Origin of the sequence: Bradyrhizobium iriomotense, from assembly GCF_018130765.1 — a bacterium.
GTDB lineage: Bacteria > Pseudomonadota > Alphaproteobacteria > Rhizobiales > Xanthobacteraceae > Bradyrhizobium > Bradyrhizobium iriomotense_A.
This window is the reverse complement of sequence record NZ_JAFCJZ010000008.1, coordinates 79,222-95,167: the sequence shown is the minus strand read 5'-3', so window position 1 is coordinate 95,167 and position 15,946 is coordinate 79,222. Positions and strand designations below refer to the sequence as shown.

The following is a 15,946-nucleotide window of genomic DNA, read 5'->3' as shown; positions in this document are numbered from 1 at the left end:
ATCAATTGCGGTAAGACGGATCGGTGCGATCGAGCTGGCGCATCAAGGCCGGCCATTCGCGTTCGCCGGGCACGAGGATGTCGCCCTGCAATTCCCAGAACTGGCGCGCGGCCTTCTCGCAGATCTCGTGCGGTGGCATCACCAGCGTGGCGCCGGCGGCGGCCGCCGCCTGCATCTGGAGCTGGATCCGCGCGGCGCGCTCGAAATAGTAGAGCAGCATGAAGGCTTCGCCCGGCGTCCGGCCGACGGTAAGGATGCCGTGATTGCGCATCAGCATCACCTTGTGCGGGCCGAGGTCGCGTACGAGGCGCGTCTGCTCATCGAGATCGATGGCGACGCCTTCGTAATCGTGGGAGGCCTGGCGCTCATAGAAGCGCATCGCGAACTGGCTCAGCGGCAGCAGGCCCTTCTCCTGCCCGGACACCGCGACGCTTGCGTCGGAATGGGTGTGCAGCACGCAGGCCGCATCATGGTTCGAGGTGTGGATCGCTGCATGGATGACGAAGGCCGCGACGTTGACGGCCTGCGGCGTGTCGTCGAGCTTGTTACCCGCAGTGTCGATCTTGACGAGGCTCGACGCGGTGATCTCGTCGAACAGCAGGCCATAGGGATTGATCAGGAACTGATCGTCGTGGCCGGGAACGCGCATGGAGATGTGATTGTAGATCAAATCGTCCATACCGAGCTTGGCAACCATCCGATAGCAGGCGGCGAGCTTGACGCGGGCGTCCCACTCGGCCGGATCGATCCCGTGCGCGTTCATTGCGACTGCCCCTGCGCGATGGAGGATTGGAACGATTTCATGCTTTCCTCCTCGATCGCATCGAGCAGCGTGCGCTTGAGGCGCACGAATTCGGGGGAGGTGACGATCTCGGGCTTACGCGGTCGCGGCAGGTCGACGACCTGTTCGAGCTTCACCGAGCCGGGGCGGGCGGTCATGACCAGCACGCGGTCGCCGAGGAAGATCGCCTCGTCGACGTCATGGGTGATGAAGAGAATGGTGCGGCGATATTTCTGCCAGACGTCGAGCAGCCAGCGCTGCATCATCGCCCGCGTCAGCGCATCGAGCGCGCCGAACGGCTCGTCCAGCAGCATCAGGTCGCGCTCGAAAAGGAAGGTGCGCATCAGGGCGACGCGCTGGCGCATGCCGCCGGACAATTGATTGGGATACTGCTTCTCGAAGCCGGCGAGGCCGAACTCGGGCAGCATCTTCAGCGCCTTGGCGCGCGCCTGATCGCGCGGCATGCCCTCGACCTCGAGGGCGAGGATGGCGTTGTCCACCACGTTGCGCCAGGGAAACAGCAAATCGCGCTGCGGCATGAAGGAGACGCGGCCGAGCAGGTCGGCGGCATGGCAGCTCTTGCCCTCGAAGCGCAGGATGCCGCCGGCGTCGGGTTCTTCCAGGCCGGCGACAATATTGAAGAGGGTGCTCTTGCCGCAGCCGCTGGGGCCGACGACGGTGACGAACTCGCCGGGCGCGATGCTCGCCTGAAGTCCTGATAGCGCCGCAACGGAGCCGAAGGTCTTGTTGATCGCGCGCAGCTCAAGCAGCGGCTCAGGCTTCGGGTGAGCCTGCTGGGCTTCGACGGTCGGTCCGGGATCGGGGAGGCGAGCGGCCTGCACCAGCATGTCCTTGTATAATGGCGGCGGCCATTCGCATACGGAAGCGGGCCGCGTTAAAATCTCTTAGCAACTCGTGTGCCAGTGCCATTTCCCGGCAAATCAGGCATAAGACTTGCGAGACCAGCGGCGAAAAGCTCGGAGAGAGGCGCATCTCCGGGCGAGAGCGGGTCATTTCGCTGGGATATGAGGGCCGATATGTATACTTATATTGGTATCGGAGAAACATGATGGCGGATATTGGTGCACATAGCGCAGGCAAGCGCGTCAAAAATGGGCACGAGACCCTCGCCGTCAGCCCCGGCATGACCCTCGCCGAGAGCCTGCGCCAGAAGCTGGAGGGCGCGATCGCGGCGGGCCATCTCGAGCCCGGCAGCCGGCTCGACGAGCAGGAGATCGCGCAGCGTTTCGGCGTCTCGCGCACGCCGGTGCGGGAGGCTTTCCGCCTGATGGCGGCGAACAACCTGGTCGAGCTCCGCGGCCGGCAGGGCGCCACTGTCCGCAGCATCAAGGCGCAGGCGCTGATCGAGATGTTTCAGGTCATGGCGGAGCTCGAAGGGCTCTGCGCGCGGCTGGCCGCAAGGCGCGTGTCCCAGGCCTGGGGTGCTGAAATTGGCGATATTCATCAGAGGCTTGTCGCCGCAGGTGAAACCGGCGATATCGATGTCTTCTACGACATCAACCAGGAATTCCACGAAGCGATCTACGAGGCCTCGCGCAATAGCTTCCTCGCCGATCAAACCCGCAAGCTGCGCAATCAGGTGGCGGCCTATCGCAGCCGGGTGACGCGGATGCCGAACCGGATCGCCGATACTGTCCGCGAGCACGAGGCGATCATGCAGGCGATCCTGGCGCATGATCCCGAGCGGGCGCACAGCGCCATGCGCGACCACGTCAACCTGCTCGGCGACAACCTCCTGGACTTCCTCGCCGCCTTCGAATGACCTTCCGGTCTCTTGGTATGCAAATTGCTAGACCTTGTATATCTAGCTTGCATCCTGGAGACCCGGAGTGGACCTGAAGCTGACGAACAAGACCGCCCTGATCACCGGCGCGTCGAAAGGAATTGGACTTGCGGTGGCCGAGCTCTTCGCCGCCGAGGGGTGTCATCTGCATCTCGCCGCCCGCAATGGCGAGGCGATGCTCGAAGCCAAGAAGCAGCTCGAAGCTCGCCATGGCGTGAAGATCACGATCCATGCGCTCGACCTGTCGAGCACAGCCGCGATGGAGAAGCTGGCGGTCGAAGTCGGCGACATCGACATCCTCATCAACAATGCCGGCGACATCCCGGCCGGTTCGCTCGAAATCCTCGACGACGCCGCCTGGCGCCGCGGCTTCGATCTCAAGGTGTTCGGCTACATCACGCTGTCGCGTCTTTATTATCCGCGCATGAGGGGCAAGGACGGCGTCATCATCAACATCATCGGCAATTCCGGCGAGAACTGGGATGCGAGCTACATCGCGGGCTCGACCGGCAACGCCGCGCTGATGTCCTTCACCAAGGCGCTCGGCGGCCGCAGCCTCGACCACGGCGTGCGCGTCGTCGCGGTCAATCCGGGGCCGGTGGCCACCGACCGCATGCTCAAGATCATGAAGCGCAAGGCGATCGACATGCTCGGCGACGAGAGCCGCTGGGAGGAGCTGTTCGACAAATATCCGGGCAAGCGCCCGGCGACGTCGGAAGAGGTCGCCGATCTCGTCGCCTTCCTGTCCTCGCCGCGGTCCGGCTACATCACGGGCACCGTGGTGACGATCGACGGTGGCATCGCCGCGCGCGGCTCGGTGATCTGAGGCATTGATGTCGGGACCTCAATCCGCGGCGCTGATCCGCAATCGTTATTTCGACGAGCTCTCGGCGACGCCGGGGCTCTACTGGCTTGGCCAGAACACCAACCATATCGAGAGCCATCCCGCCGTGCGCGAGGCGATGCTGCGCTCGATCGAGGCGGGCGAGTTCAATGCCTATGCCCCGCCGCTCGGCTTCGAGGCGCTGCGCGCGGCGATCGTCGCCGATCTCGGCACGCCCGGCGCAGAGGCGCTGGTGACCGAGGGCGGCGTCAACGCGCTGGCGATGATCTGCCGCGCGCGCTGCAAGCCCGGCACCACGCTGGTTACCACCGATCCGACCTGGAAATGGCCGTGCCTGTTCGCGCGCCAGCAGGGCGCCGAGGTGATCGAGATCCCGATCTACGATCCCGCCTGCAACTACCGCCTGACGCCCGAGGCGTTGAAGGCGAATGTCGATGAGCGCACCGCGATCATCTATCTCGTCGACCCCAACAATCCGCTCGGCATCCGCTACACCCGCGAGGAGATCGAAAGCTTTGCCGCGATCGCGCGCGATTGCGGCGCGTTGCTGGTGCACGACTGCACCTATCGCGATTTCGCCGATGGCCACACGCCGGCGCTTCATGTGGCCCCGAAAGGCTCGGTGGTCTCGACCAGCTTCTCGAAATGGCTCGGGCTCGCCGGCCTGCGCATCGGCGCGCTCGTCGCGGCACCCGATCTGTTCGAGGAGCTGGCGCAGACCTCCACCAGCGTGCTCGGCGCCAGCGTCATCGCGCAGCGCGCGGCGCAGGCGGGGCTGTCGGTCAAGGCCGAATGGATGAAGAAGGTCCGCAGCACCGATCGCGCGAACAAGGCGATGATCCAGCAGGCGGCGGCCGCAATCGACGGATTGGCACTGCCGATCATGCCCTCGCATGGCAACTTCCTGGTGCTGGAAACCATCGCGGCGGGCATCCGCCCGGAGGCGCTGGTCGAATGCTATCGCCGCCAGGGCATCATGATCCGCCAGGGCACCTATCACACCCAGCGCTTCGGCGACCGCTTCGTCAAGATCAGCACCTCCGTGCCGCAAGGCTGGGTCGAAAAACTCTGCACGCTGTTGCCGGAGATGGTGGCGCAGGCGCGCACGCTCAACGATCTGCCGCCGCAATTCTAGGGACGATGCCGATGACAATGATCACGACCAAGGACGGCGTGAAGCTGCATGTGGAAGAGGCCGGCGAGGGCACGCCGATCCTCTTCATCCATGAGTTCGGCGGCAATCACGCAAGCTGGGAGCCGCAGTTGCGCTATTTCAGCCGGCGCCACCGCTGCATCACCTATGCTGCGCGCGGCTATCCGCCGTCGGATGTGCCAGACAGCGTGGAGGCCTATTCGCAGGCGATCGCCGCGGACGATGCGGTCGCTGTGCTCGATGCGCTCGGAATCGAGAAGGCGCATATCGTCGGCCTCTCCATGGGCGGGTTCTGCACGGTACATTTCGGCCTGCGCACGCCGGAGCGCGCGCTGTCGCTCACCGTGGCCGGCGCAGGCTATGGCTGCGAGAAGGAGTTCGAGGAATATTTCCGCGGCGTCTCGCTCGAGGTCGCCGACAATTTCGAGAAGCAGGGCGCCAAGGAATTCTCAAAGGTCTATGCGCTCGGCGCGAGCCGGGTGCAATTCCAGAATAAGGATCCGCGCGGCTGGCGGGAATTCGCCGATCGCCTCGCCACCCATTCCGATCGCGGCGCTGCCAACACCATGCGCGGCGTGCAGGCGCGGCGGCCGTCGTTCTACGACCTCGAAGACGGTTTGAAAAAGATGATGGTGCCGACGCTGGTTATTGTCGGCGACGAGGACGACCACTGTCTCCAGCCCGGCATCTTCCTGAAGAAGACCATTCCCGCCTGCGGTCTCTCGGTCTTTCCCAAGACAGGCCACACGCTCAATCTCGAAGAGCCTGCGGCGTTCAATGCGCTGCTCGCCGAGTTCATCGCCCAGGTCGAGGCGGGATGCTGGCTGCCGCGCGATCCGCGCGCGCTGCCGGGCCAGATCATGCGCACGAAATAGTCGATGACGAGCCAGCCTCTGATCAACGCCGACCGGCTCTGGACCCGCTTGATGTCGCTCGCCGAGATCGGCGCGACGCCGGCCGGCGGGGTCAACCGTCAGGCGCTGAGCGACGGTGAGATCGCCGCCTGGCGTCGCGTCATCGACTGGGCGCGCGAAGCGGGATTGACGCCGTCGACGGACGCTGCGGGAAACCTGTTTCTGACACTGGCCGGCCGTGACCGCGCCGCGCCGCCGCTGCTGCTCGGCAGTCATCTCGACAGCCAGCCGACCGGCGGCAAGTTCGACGGCGCCGCCGGCGTGATGGCGGCGTTGGAGGCGGTCGTCTCACTGGTGGAGCAAGGCGACAAGCCCGCACGCGACCTCATCGTGGTCGCCTGGATGAACGAGGAGGGCTCGCGCTTCGCCCCGGGCATGATGGGCTCGGAGGCCTTTACCGGCGAGCGGAGCATGGATGCGATCCGCGCCGCGCGCGATGCAGACGGCATCAGTGTCGGCGAGGCGCTCGACCGCCTCCACCAAGCTTTCCCCGATATGCCGCACAGGCTGCTCGGCTTTGCGGTCGGAGCCTATCTCGAACTGCACATCGAGCAGGGACCGCTGCTGGAGGCGGCCGGCTGCGCGATCGGTGTCGTCACCGGGATCCAGGGCAAGAAGACTTTTCAGGTCGTCGTCGAGGGCGCCGAGGGCCATGCCGGTACGCTGGCGCAGTCGGAGCGACGGGATGCGCTCGCGGCTTTTGCCCGGATGGCGACGGCGCTCCATGCCGAGATCGGCGCCATCGATGCCGACATCAAGTTCACCATCGGCCGGGTCACCGTCGTGCCGAACGCGCCGTCGGTGGTGCCGTCGCGCGTCAGCTTCAGCATCGATCTGCGTCACCCTGACAATGCGGTGCTCGATGCCGCGGGCGCGCGCATCAAAACTCTTTGCCGCGAGCACGCTCCACCGTGCACGGTCACGGTGACGCCGCTCGTCGATGCGCCCTCGAACGCCTTCGATCCGCGCCTGCGCGCGAGCATCGCCGAGGCCGCGCGTGAGCAGGGGCATTCGGTCATGGCCATCCTCTCGGCGGCCGGTCATGATGCCCGTCATCTCGCAAAAATCTGTCCGGCCGCGATGATCTTCATCCCGTGCCGCGACGGGGCGAGCCATGTCGAGCACGAATGGGCCGAGCCCGATCATGTTGCCGCCGGCGCCGCCGTGCTGGCACAGGTGTTGCGCGAGCTCGCGTTCGCACCTGCCATCGAGGGGTGAGGACGTCGATGCAGGATGTGGCCCCTCGGGACTACCGCGACGCGATGGCCTGTCTTGGTGCCGCCGTCGGCATCGTTACGACCGACGGGAGCGCCGGCCGCGCCGGATTTACGGCCTCCGCGATCTGCAGCGTCACTGACGACCCGCCGACGCTTCTGGTCTGCATCAACCGCGGCTCCTCCGCCTATGCCAGCGTGACCGGCAACAAGGTGGTGTGCGTCAACGTGCTCTCGGCGCGGCACGAGCAACTGTCTCGCCTGTTCGGTGGCAAGGTGCCCGCCGAGGAACGCTTTGCCGCCGCGGATTGGTCGACACTCGCAACGGGCGCGCCGGTGCTGGCCGACTGTGCTGCCGCGTTCGACTGCCGGATTGCTGATGTCGTCAATGTCGGCACCCATGATGTGCTGTTCTGCCGCGTGGTCGCGCTGCAGAGATCCGGCTGCACCGACAGTCTGATTTATTTCGGCCGCGCCTATCACGCGGTCGGGATGACCGATACCGCCAAGGCTGGACCCGAATCCGCTTCTGGCCCATCCTGAGGGGATGCTGGCGGCCATCGCCGGCCGCTCCAGCAACCGCCTCCAAATGATGGACAAGAGCCGCCAACCACACCAGCGCGTCTCCCTTGCGGGAATGCATATCGACCGCACGTCGGCCGTGCCGCTGCATTTGCAGATCGCGGCTCACATCCGGGATTGCATTCTGCGCGGCGTCTTTTCGGCGGGAACGCAATTCCTGGGCTCGCGCGAGATCGCGCGGGAACTGGGCTGCTCGCGCACGGTGGTGCTGACCGCGTGGGATCTGCTTTACGCCGAGGGCTACCTTGAATCGACGCCACGCGGCAGCGTCATGGTGGCGTCCGTCGCAACGTCGCACGCGGAGCCGCCGCCGGTTGCGCCGCCCGGGGCTGCGCCCGCCCACACGTCGAAGCGCTGGCAATCACTGCTCGGCTTGGATTACGAGACCAATTGGCCGTCCGTGTTCGCACCCGGCGCGCCCGACATCTCGACGTTTCCCTTCAAGGAATGGTCGCGCCTGCTGCGTCAGACCTGGCAGAATCCGAGGGAGCAGGAGTGCCTCGATCTTCCACCCGAAGGCCATCCGCGGCTGCGCAGCGAGATCGCGAATTTCCTCGGCTCTGTGCGCGGGCTGGTCTGCTCGCCCGAGGAGGTTGTCGTCACGTCAGGCACATCGGGCGCGCTGGATTTCTGCAGCCGGATGATCCTCGATCCCGGCGATGAGGTCTGGGTCGAGGAGCCCGGATTCGTCGAGGCGCGCTGGGCGCTGACGGCGGCGGGCGCGAAGCTCGTTCCCATTCCCGTCGACGACAAGGGCCTCGTCGTCTCCGAAGGTATCCGGCGCGCGCCGGGCGCACGGCTGATCGTGGTCACGCCGTCGCATCAATACCCGCTCGGCGTCAGCATGCACCTGGAGCGGCGCCTCGAGCTGCTCGACTGGGCCAACAGAAACGACGTCTGGGTGATCGAGGACGATTACAATTCGGAGTTCAGGCACCAGGACAGCATGATCGCCTCCTTGCGGTCGCTCGATCGCGAGGGGCGGGTGATCTATTTCGGCACCTTCTCCAAGATCATGATGCCGAACCTTCGGCTCGGCTACATCGTTGCCAACAGGCATTTCATCGCAGGATTTTCCAAGGGCCGCGCGCGGATCGACGTCCACACCTCCGGCATCGGACAGCTCGCTTTGGCCGAGTTCATGCGGGAAGGGCACCTGCTGCGACATCTGCGCGCGATGCGGCGGGTCTATGCGAGCAGGCGAAAGGCGCTGATCGAGGCGATTGCAGCGCGGATGCCGAATGACCTGGTCGTCTCCGCGGCGGTGACGGGATTGCATCTGGTGGCGGAGTTCACCGAGGCGATGCGGGCGCGGATGAACGACCGCGAGGCGGCTGCAAGCCTGAAGCAGGCCGGCATCCATGTGCAGCCATTGTCGCAGAATTTTCTGGAGCAGCCGACCCGACAGGGCCTGGTGTTCGGCTATGGGCGGCTACGCATCGAGGATGCCTCGCCACTGCTTGCGAGAATCGCGGCCTGCATCGGCAGCAGCTCCCGCAACGCGCCATCCGAGGCGGCGATATCCTCTCGTACTGTTCGTACAATAAAGAGAGGCTGAGCCGACCGCCATGCATAGCTCATAGGCAGCCGGACATCCGGCGGTGCCGATCGATCGCCTGCAAATTAGACACGCGATTTGAAGCGGTCGGATTGCAGTGCAGCGGACATTGCGTTTTGCGCGGAGAAATCCGTGGTGCACTGCACTTTTCCCGCGTGGAGCGCTCCGCGCTCGCGTGCCCTCAGCGCGAGCAGCGCTGCACCAAAACGTGCAGCAGATGGCGCGGCGCGCGGCTGAGGACGCGCACTGGTCTAGCGGTTTGCGACAACTCTGGCCCTAGCCCGCGCCCATCGCTCTGTCGCACGCTCGCTCATGGTGGCATGACAGGGGATGCATGATGAGCGCTCTCGGTTTGGCATTCGACGTTGCGATGGACAGGAACGACCCGGCGTCCGGTTCGGGCGTCACCCGTAGCTGACTGTGCAGATGAGCTCCTCCGACAATCACTGGGAGGTCGGCACCGATATCGGTGGCACCTTCACCGACATCATCGCGATCCGGCGCGGCTCCGCCGAGGCGCGGATCGCGAAGGTACCCTCGCGCCCCGACGCTCCCGTCCAGGCGATGCTGGAGGCCATCGAGGCCGTGGGCCTGCGCAAGAGCGAGGTCAAGCGCTTCGTCCACGGCACCACGCGCGTGACCAATGCCATCGTCGAGAACAGGCTGCCGAAGGTGGCGCTGGTCGCGACCGAAGGCTTTGCCGATGTGCTGGAGATCGCGCGCTATCGCCGCAGGGATCTCTACCGTCTCGACATTCCCCCGAAATCGCCGCCCCTGGTGCCGCCCGAACGATGCTTTGGACTCGCCGAGCGGCTCGATCACGAGGGGCGGGTGCTGAAGGCGCTGGACGAAGCGGAGATCGAGCGTCTGGTGACCTGGCTGAAACAGACCGGCGTGCAGAGCGTCGCGGTTGCTCTTCTGCACGCCTATGCCAATCCGGTGCATGAAAAGATGCTGGGCGAGCGTCTGAGGGACGTCGTCGCCCATGTCTCGCTCTCGCACGAGGTCAATCCCGAGGCGCGCGAATATGAGCGGACCTCGGCCACGGTGTTCAACGCGGCGGCGATGCCGATCGCCGTGGAATATCTGAGCGAGCTGGAGCAGCGGCTGCCGATCGGCCCCGGCCTGCAGGTGTTTCATTCGGCCGGCGCCATGATCCCGATCTCGGCGGTGAAGCGGCGGCCACTGGTGATGGCGATGTCGGGTCCGGCGGCCGGCGTCTCCGCGTCCGTCAGCATCGCGCGCCAGCTCGGCGCCTCGCGCATGCTGACCTTCGACATGGGCGGCACCACGACGGATGTCTGCCTGATCGTCGACGGCCAGGCCGAGATGACCGACGGCCGCATGCTCGGCGACAAGCCGTTGCGCCAGCCGATGCTCGCGGTGCATTCGATCGGCGCGGGCGGCGGATCGATCGTGCGCAACGGTCCCGGCGGCCTGACGGTCGGCCCCGAGAGTGCCGGCTCCGAGCCGGGGCCGGCCTGTTACGGCCACGGCGGCACGGAGCCGACGATTACCGATGCCAATGCCGTGCTCGGTTATCTCAATCCCGAAACGAAACTTGGTGATCGTATCGGCATCGACATCGAATCCGCCAAGCGCGTCATTGCGCCGATCGCGCATGCCCTGGGTCTCAGTCTGACCGAGACGGCACTCGGCATCATCAAGGTCGCCAACGCGACCATGGCCCGTGCGTTGCGCCGGGTCACGGTCGAGCGCGGCATCGACGGACGCGACTGCACGCTGCTTGCCTTCGGCGGCGGCGGCCCGATGCATGCCGCGGGTCTCGCCGATCTCTACGGGATTGCGCAGGTGGTCGTCCCGAGCGCGTCGAGTGCGTTCTCGGCGCTGGGCTGCCTCACTGCCGATTTCAGCTTCCTCCAACAGCAGACTCTTCGCGCCGCGCTCGACGGCATCGATCTTGCGCGCGTGTCGGAGCGGGTCGGAACGTTGATTGACGATGCCTCCGCGCCGCTGATCGCCAATGGCGTTGCGAAGGCGGAGATCCAGGTCGAGCTGGTGGCCTTGATGCGCTACGCCGCGCAGAATGACGCCATCCCGGTGCCCTTTACGCTGCCGCTCGATGTCATACAGCTGAAGAAAGACTTCCTGACGCGCCACCATGAGCTGTTCGGTTATGCGACCGGCGAGCCCTGCGTCATCGAATCCGTGCGAGTGCAGGCGCGCCGTCCTTCCACGACTGTCGTGAGCCGGCCGGCGACAGCGGTAAGAGCGGTGTCCTCTGGCAAGCGGACCTGCTCGTTCGACGGCTTCCACGATATCGCGACAGCGATCATCGACCGCGCCTCGCTCACGGAGACTGTCAGCGGTCCGGCCATCATAGAAGACGCCTGGTCAACGGTGGTCGTGCCGCCGGGCTGGCAGGCCAAACCTGACACCGCCGGCAATCTCTTTCTGGTGCGGAGGGGCGGATGAAGCTCGATGCGTTCGTCGTCGAAGTCATCAGGCATGGGCTTTCCGCCGCGGCCGAGGAGATGAGCCTGGTGATGACGCGTTCGGCGCGCTCGCCGCTCTTGCGCGAGGCCGGCGACCTCTCGTCCGCGATCACCGATGGCCATGGCGGTCTGGTCGGGCAGGGCCGCGACATCCCGATCCATCTCGGCGCGATGGCCTATACGATCCCCGAACTGCTGAAGGTGATACCGCGCGACAGCTTGAATGACGGCGACGTGGTGATCTACAATGTCGGCGCGCTCGGCGGCAACCATCTCAACGACGTCAAGGTCGTGCGTCCCGTCTTCGTCAAGGGCGAGATCGTCGCCTTCGCGGTGAGCCTTGCGCACTGGCCCGACATCGGCGGCACCTGGCCCGGCAGCTATTTTGCCAAGGCGATCGACACCTTCCAGGAGGCGATGCGGATTCCGCCGGTGCTGATCGCAACCTCAGCCGGCGTGAACACGCCGATCGTGCAGCTGCTCAAGGCTAACGTCCGGGATCCAGAGTCCTGCGAGGGCGATCTTCTCGCCCAGATCGCGGCGACCAAGGCTGGCGAGAAGCGCATCGTCGAGCTCTGCCGCGAGCACGGCAAGGCGGTCTTCATGGCGACCCAGTCGCGCCTGCACGATCTCTCGGAAATCGAGATGCGGGAAGCGCTGCGCGCGCTGCCGGACGGCGTCTACGAGGGCGAGGACTATCTCGACGACGGTAGCGCGAACAACGCGCCCGCGCGCATCCACGTCAAGATCACCATTCGCGGCGACGAGGCGACCTTCGATCTCTCCGGAAGCTGCGACCGTGTCTCGAATTTCTGCAACACGACGCCGTTCATGGCGCGCTCGGCTGTAGCCTATGCCGCGCGCATCATGAGCGGACGCGACATGAACCAGAACGCGGGCGCGCTGCGGCCGCTGACCATCATCACGCGCCCGGGCTCGATCCTGGAGCCGGGCTGGACCGCCTCCGTTGCCGCCGGCAACCACGAGACCTCGATGCGTATCGTCGATGCGATTTTTCGCGCGATGCAGGGTACCATTCCCGAGCGGCTGTCGGCGGGCGGCGCGACCACTGCCGGCGTGCTGTTCTTCGCCGAGCCGCGGCCGAACGGTTCGTGGAAGATGCTCTACGAGGTCCATGGCGGCGGCGAGGGCGCGCGGCATGACCGGGCCGGCACCTCGGCCACCCGGGTGCATCTGTCCAACACCTCGAACACGCCGGTCGAGGTGATCGAGGCGAATTACGCGATCCGGCTCGAGCAGCAGGCCATTCGCCGAAATTCCGGCGGCGCGGGGGCGCATCGCGGCGGTGACGGCTCCGTCCGCACCTATCGCATCCTCGCGCCTTCGATGCACCTGACCACCTGCATCGAGCGTATGGTGATGGCGCCCTGGGGCATGCAGGGCGGCGAGTCCGGCAAGGCCTGCCGCATCTCGCTGGTCCGGCAAGGCGCGAGCGTCGCCATCGACGGCAAATCGAACCTGGTATTGCAGCAAGGCGATCTCGTCACGATCGAGATGTGCGGCGGCGGCGGCTACGGCGCCGCGGCGGCGAAGTGAGGGGACCCGCGATGAGCAGATTGTTGCGAACCGGTTTGAATGCGGGCGAGGCCGCGCCGATGGCCGTGGTCGGCGGCGAGGGCGTCTACTTCCACCTGTCCGATGGCCGCAAGCTGATCGACGGCAGCAACACCGGCGGCGGCCTCGGCCATCGCCACCCTGCGATGGTGGAGGCGATCCGCCGCGCGGCGGATACGCCCGTCGTCAACGAAGGCTGGACCTGGGTCGGCCGCGAGCAGGCCGCGGACGATCTGATGGCGACGGCCTTTAAGGGCGAGGAGAATTGGGTCGGCGCGGTGCGCTTCTGCATCAGCGGCAGCGAGGCCAACGACATGGCGCTGTCGCTGTGCCAGGCGCTGACGCAGCGTTCCGCGCTGGCGACGCGCGAGCGCGCCTATCACGGCATCACCGGTCTGTCGCGTAGCATGACGGTGCAGCCGCAATGGCACGGCGGCCTCGCGGTGCACGCGGGCGGCTCAAAACTGCCGGCGCCGATGGCGCCGGTGCGGATTCTGCCGGCGCCCGATGGCGCGATCTACGGCGGGCCGGCCAACAACAACCCGCCCAGCGAATATCTCGCGGATGCCCCGCGCCTGCTCTCGGACACAGCGGCAACGATCATCGACTACACCCAGGGCGGCATCTATTACGACGGCGCCTATCAGGACGAGGTGGCTCGCTATGCGCGGCAGGCGGGTTCGTACTGGATTGCAGACGAGGTCGTCACCGGCGCAGGCCGCGCGGGCCGCTGGTTCGCCTTCCAGGGCGCGCAAAGCCGCCCCGACATCGTGACCCTCGGCAAGTCGCTCGGCGGCGGCGCGGCGGCGGTGGCTGCGGTCGTGGTGTCGAAGGATATCGTCGAGCGGCTCAAGGGGTCGAGCTGGCAGAACTACGGCACGCTGCGCGGTCATCCCATCAGCATGGCTGCCGTCAGCGCCTATCTGAAGGTCGTCACCGACGAGAAGATTCTGGAGCACGTGCAAAATCTGGAGAAGCTGTTCACCCGCCGCTTGCTCTCGATCGCGCAAAAGCATCCGAGCGTGCAGCGCGTGGCCGGGCAGGGGCTGCACTGGACGGTGGAGCTCTACGGTCCGGATTGGCGCACCTGGCATGCCGACACGACCGAGGTGCCGATCGCCTCGCGCGTCGCGGAGCGCGCGCTGGAGGCCGGCGCGGTGATCGGCACCAGCGGTGAGCAGACCTCGCTGTTCCTGGCACCGCCGCTGATGATCTCCGAGCACGAGGCGACGCTGCTGCTCGATGCGCTCGACCATGGTCTCGACATCGCCGACAAGGAGCACGGGTGACCGCCGGCCACGCAGCACCTCGTCGCTCGCCGGCCTGGCCGGCGGATGAGCCCTGGCATCTCGCGATGCCGGAGGGGACGCTCTACGACGCGCTGGTGCGCGCGGCGAATGATCGTCCCTCGCATCCGGCGACGGTGTTTTATGGCGCGAGCCTGGGCTATGCCGAGCTGCGCGACCGGGTCGATGCCATGGCCGGCTTCCTGCAAGGCGTTTGCGGCGTGAAGCGCGGCGACCGCGTGATGATCGCGCTCCAGAACTCGCCGCAATATGTCATCGCCTATTACGCGGTGATGCGGGCGGACGCCGTGATCGTGCCGGTCAATCCCATGAACAAGATGGCGGAGATCGCGTATCTCGCCTCCGACAGCGGCGCCAGGGTCGCGATCATCGGCAGTGAGCTGAGCGATGTGTTTGCTCCGCTGGTGGGTGAGGCCATCACGCATGCTGTCGTTGCGCAGTACCACGACGAGGTTCCAGCCGCGACGCCCTACACGTTGCCGTCATGCGTGACCGAGGCGCCATCGGAGGTGCCGTCGTTGCCGGGCTGGCACTCCTGGTCGCTCGCGATCGCGGAGGGCGCGATCGCGGAGGGCTTGCAGCCGGGTGCGATGGCGGCCGGGCCGGGCGATCTCATGATCCTGCCCTATACATCGGGAACGACAGGAAAACCGAAGGCTTGCATGCACAGCCATCGCAGTGCGCTGTTCACGGCTGTATTGCAGGCGCGCTGGTACGGGCTCGATGGCAGCGACGTGATGACCGGCTTCATGCCACTGTTCCATGTCGCGGGCATGCAGGGTTCGATGAACGCGGCCATCGTCACCGGCGCCACGCTGCTGCTGATGGCGCGCTGGGACAAGGATCTGCTGCCGGACCTGTTCGAGACCCATGGCGCGACGTTCTGGAACGCCGCGCCGACCATGATCGTCGACGTGCTCGCAAGCGCCAGCTTCCGCGACAGCTGCTTTGCGAAACTGAAGGTGCTGACCGGCGGCGGCGCGGCGATGCCGACCGCGGTGGCTGAACGGCTGAAGGTAAGGTTCGGCCTCGATTTCGTCGAGGGCTACGGCATGACCGAGACCATGTCGCCGACCCATCTCAACCCGATGGCCGCGCCGAAGCGGCAATGCCTCGGCATCGCCGTGCAGGAGACCGATGCGCGGGTGGTTGATCCCGAAAGCCTGATCGAGCTCGGCGACAACGTCACCGGCGAGATCGTCGTGCACGGGCCGCAGGTGCTGCAGGGTTACTGGAACAGGCCGGAAGCGAATGCGGAAGCCTTCATCGACCTCGACGGCAAGCGGTTCCTGCGCACGGGCGATCTCGGCTATCGCGATGCCGAAGGCTATTTCTTCGCCGTCGACCGCCTGAAGCGGATGATCAATGTCAGCGGCTTCAAGGTGTGGCCGGCCGAGGTCGAGGCGGTGATGTACCAGAACCGCGCCATCAGGGAGTGCTGCATCGTCTCGGCACCGGACGACTATCGCGGCGAGACCGTCAAGGCGCTGGTCGTGCTCGATGACGCCGCCCGCGCGACGATTTCGGCGGACGACATCGTCGGCTGGGCACGCGGCGCGATGGCGAGCTACAAGGCGCCGCGCGCCGTGGTCTTCGTCGAGTCCCTGCCGCGCACCGCCAGCAACAAGATCAACTGGCGGCTCTTGCAGGACGCCGAATGGGGGCGGACGGCATGAAAACTGCTAGGCTGGAAAATCGGCGCGAGGCTGCGATATGCTGCGTGCGCCGACACGCCCCTGAAGCTGCGATCCCCAGCCT

The 15,946-nt window shown here is 66.1% G+C and carries 13 protein-coding genes; 11 read left to right on the top strand and 2 right to left on the bottom strand.

What is annotated here, in order from left to right:
• Nucleotide 1: 1 nt before the first annotated feature.
• On the bottom strand, nucleotides 2–763 hold the full coding sequence (locus JQ635_RS16050) for a class II aldolase/adducin family protein (RefSeq protein WP_211410811.1): 762 nt from the start codon (nucleotides 761–763) through the stop codon (nucleotides 2–4).
• Nucleotides 760–1,623 carry an ABC transporter ATP-binding protein gene (locus JQ635_RS16045; RefSeq protein WP_211410810.1) on the bottom strand — a complete coding sequence of 288 codons (864 nt, stop codon included), beginning with the start codon at nucleotides 1,621–1,623 and terminating at the stop codon, nucleotides 760–762. Before JQ635_RS16045 ends, JQ635_RS16050 begins: the two co-directional genes overlap by 4 nt.
• A 227-nt stretch (nucleotides 1,624–1,850) precedes the next feature.
• Between JQ635_RS16045 and JQ635_RS16040 the strand changes: the two genes are divergently transcribed.
• The 11 genes from JQ635_RS16040 to JQ635_RS15990 all read left to right on the top strand — a co-directional run bounded on the left by JQ635_RS16040 (nucleotide 1,851) and on the right by JQ635_RS15990 (nucleotide 15,864).
• Nucleotides 1,851–2,564 (top strand): GntR family transcriptional regulator, encoded by a 714-nt coding sequence (locus tag JQ635_RS16040; protein WP_246583568.1) that lies wholly within the window; start codon nucleotides 1,851–1,853, stop codon nucleotides 2,562–2,564.
• 67 nt (nucleotides 2,565–2,631) lie between these two features.
• Nucleotides 2,632–3,411: an SDR family oxidoreductase gene (locus JQ635_RS16035; protein ID WP_211410808.1), complete on the top strand. Its 780-nt coding sequence runs from the start codon at nucleotides 2,632–2,634 to the stop codon at nucleotides 3,409–3,411.
• A 7-nt stretch (nucleotides 3,412–3,418) separates the two neighbouring features.
• On the top strand, nucleotides 3,419–4,564 hold the full coding sequence (locus JQ635_RS16030) for a pyridoxal phosphate-dependent aminotransferase (RefSeq protein ID WP_211410807.1): 1,146 nt from the start codon (nucleotides 3,419–3,421) through the stop codon (nucleotides 4,562–4,564).
• A gap of 11 nt (nucleotides 4,565–4,575) precedes the next feature.
• Complete coding sequence (locus tag JQ635_RS16025; protein ID WP_211410806.1) at nucleotides 4,576–5,457, top strand: alpha/beta fold hydrolase; 882 nt, start codon at nucleotides 4,576–4,578, stop codon at nucleotides 5,455–5,457.
• Nucleotides 5,458–5,460: 3 nt separating this feature from the next.
• The gene (locus tag JQ635_RS16020; RefSeq protein ID WP_211410805.1) at nucleotides 5,461–6,714 is read left to right on the top strand and encodes a Zn-dependent hydrolase; all 1,254 of its coding nucleotides are present in this window, start codon (nucleotides 5,461–5,463) and stop codon (nucleotides 6,712–6,714) included.
• Nucleotides 6,715–6,722: 8 nt separating this feature from the next.
• Nucleotides 6,723–7,253, top strand: a complete 531-nt coding sequence (locus JQ635_RS16015; protein ID WP_211410804.1) for a flavin reductase — start codon at nucleotides 6,723–6,725, stop codon at nucleotides 7,251–7,253.
• Nucleotides 7,254–7,299: 46 nt separating this feature from the next.
• Nucleotides 7,300–8,850: a PLP-dependent aminotransferase family protein gene (locus tag JQ635_RS16010; protein WP_246583567.1), complete on the top strand. Its 1,551-nt coding sequence runs from the start codon at nucleotides 7,300–7,302 to the stop codon at nucleotides 8,848–8,850.
• 426 nt (nucleotides 8,851–9,276) lie between these two features.
• Nucleotides 9,277–11,286, top strand: coding sequence for a hydantoinase/oxoprolinase family protein (locus tag JQ635_RS16005; protein ID WP_211410803.1), 2,010 nt, complete (start codon nucleotides 9,277–9,279; stop codon nucleotides 11,284–11,286).
• Entirely contained in the window at nucleotides 11,283–12,863 is a 1,581-nt protein-coding gene (locus tag JQ635_RS16000) for a hydantoinase B/oxoprolinase family protein (protein ID WP_211410802.1), read from the top strand. The genes JQ635_RS16005 and JQ635_RS16000 overlap by 4 nt, the downstream gene beginning before the upstream one ends.
• A gap of 11 nt (nucleotides 12,864–12,874) precedes the next feature.
• Entirely contained in the window at nucleotides 12,875–14,170 is a 1,296-nt protein-coding gene (locus JQ635_RS15995) for an aspartate aminotransferase family protein (RefSeq protein ID WP_211410801.1), read from the top strand.
• The gene (locus JQ635_RS15990) at nucleotides 14,167–15,864 is read left to right on the top strand and encodes a long-chain-fatty-acid--CoA ligase (RefSeq protein WP_211410800.1); all 1,698 of its coding nucleotides are present in this window, start codon (nucleotides 14,167–14,169) and stop codon (nucleotides 15,862–15,864) included. The genes JQ635_RS15995 and JQ635_RS15990 overlap by 4 nt, the downstream gene beginning before the upstream one ends.
• The last annotated feature ends 82 nt before the right edge of the window (nucleotides 15,865–15,946 follow it).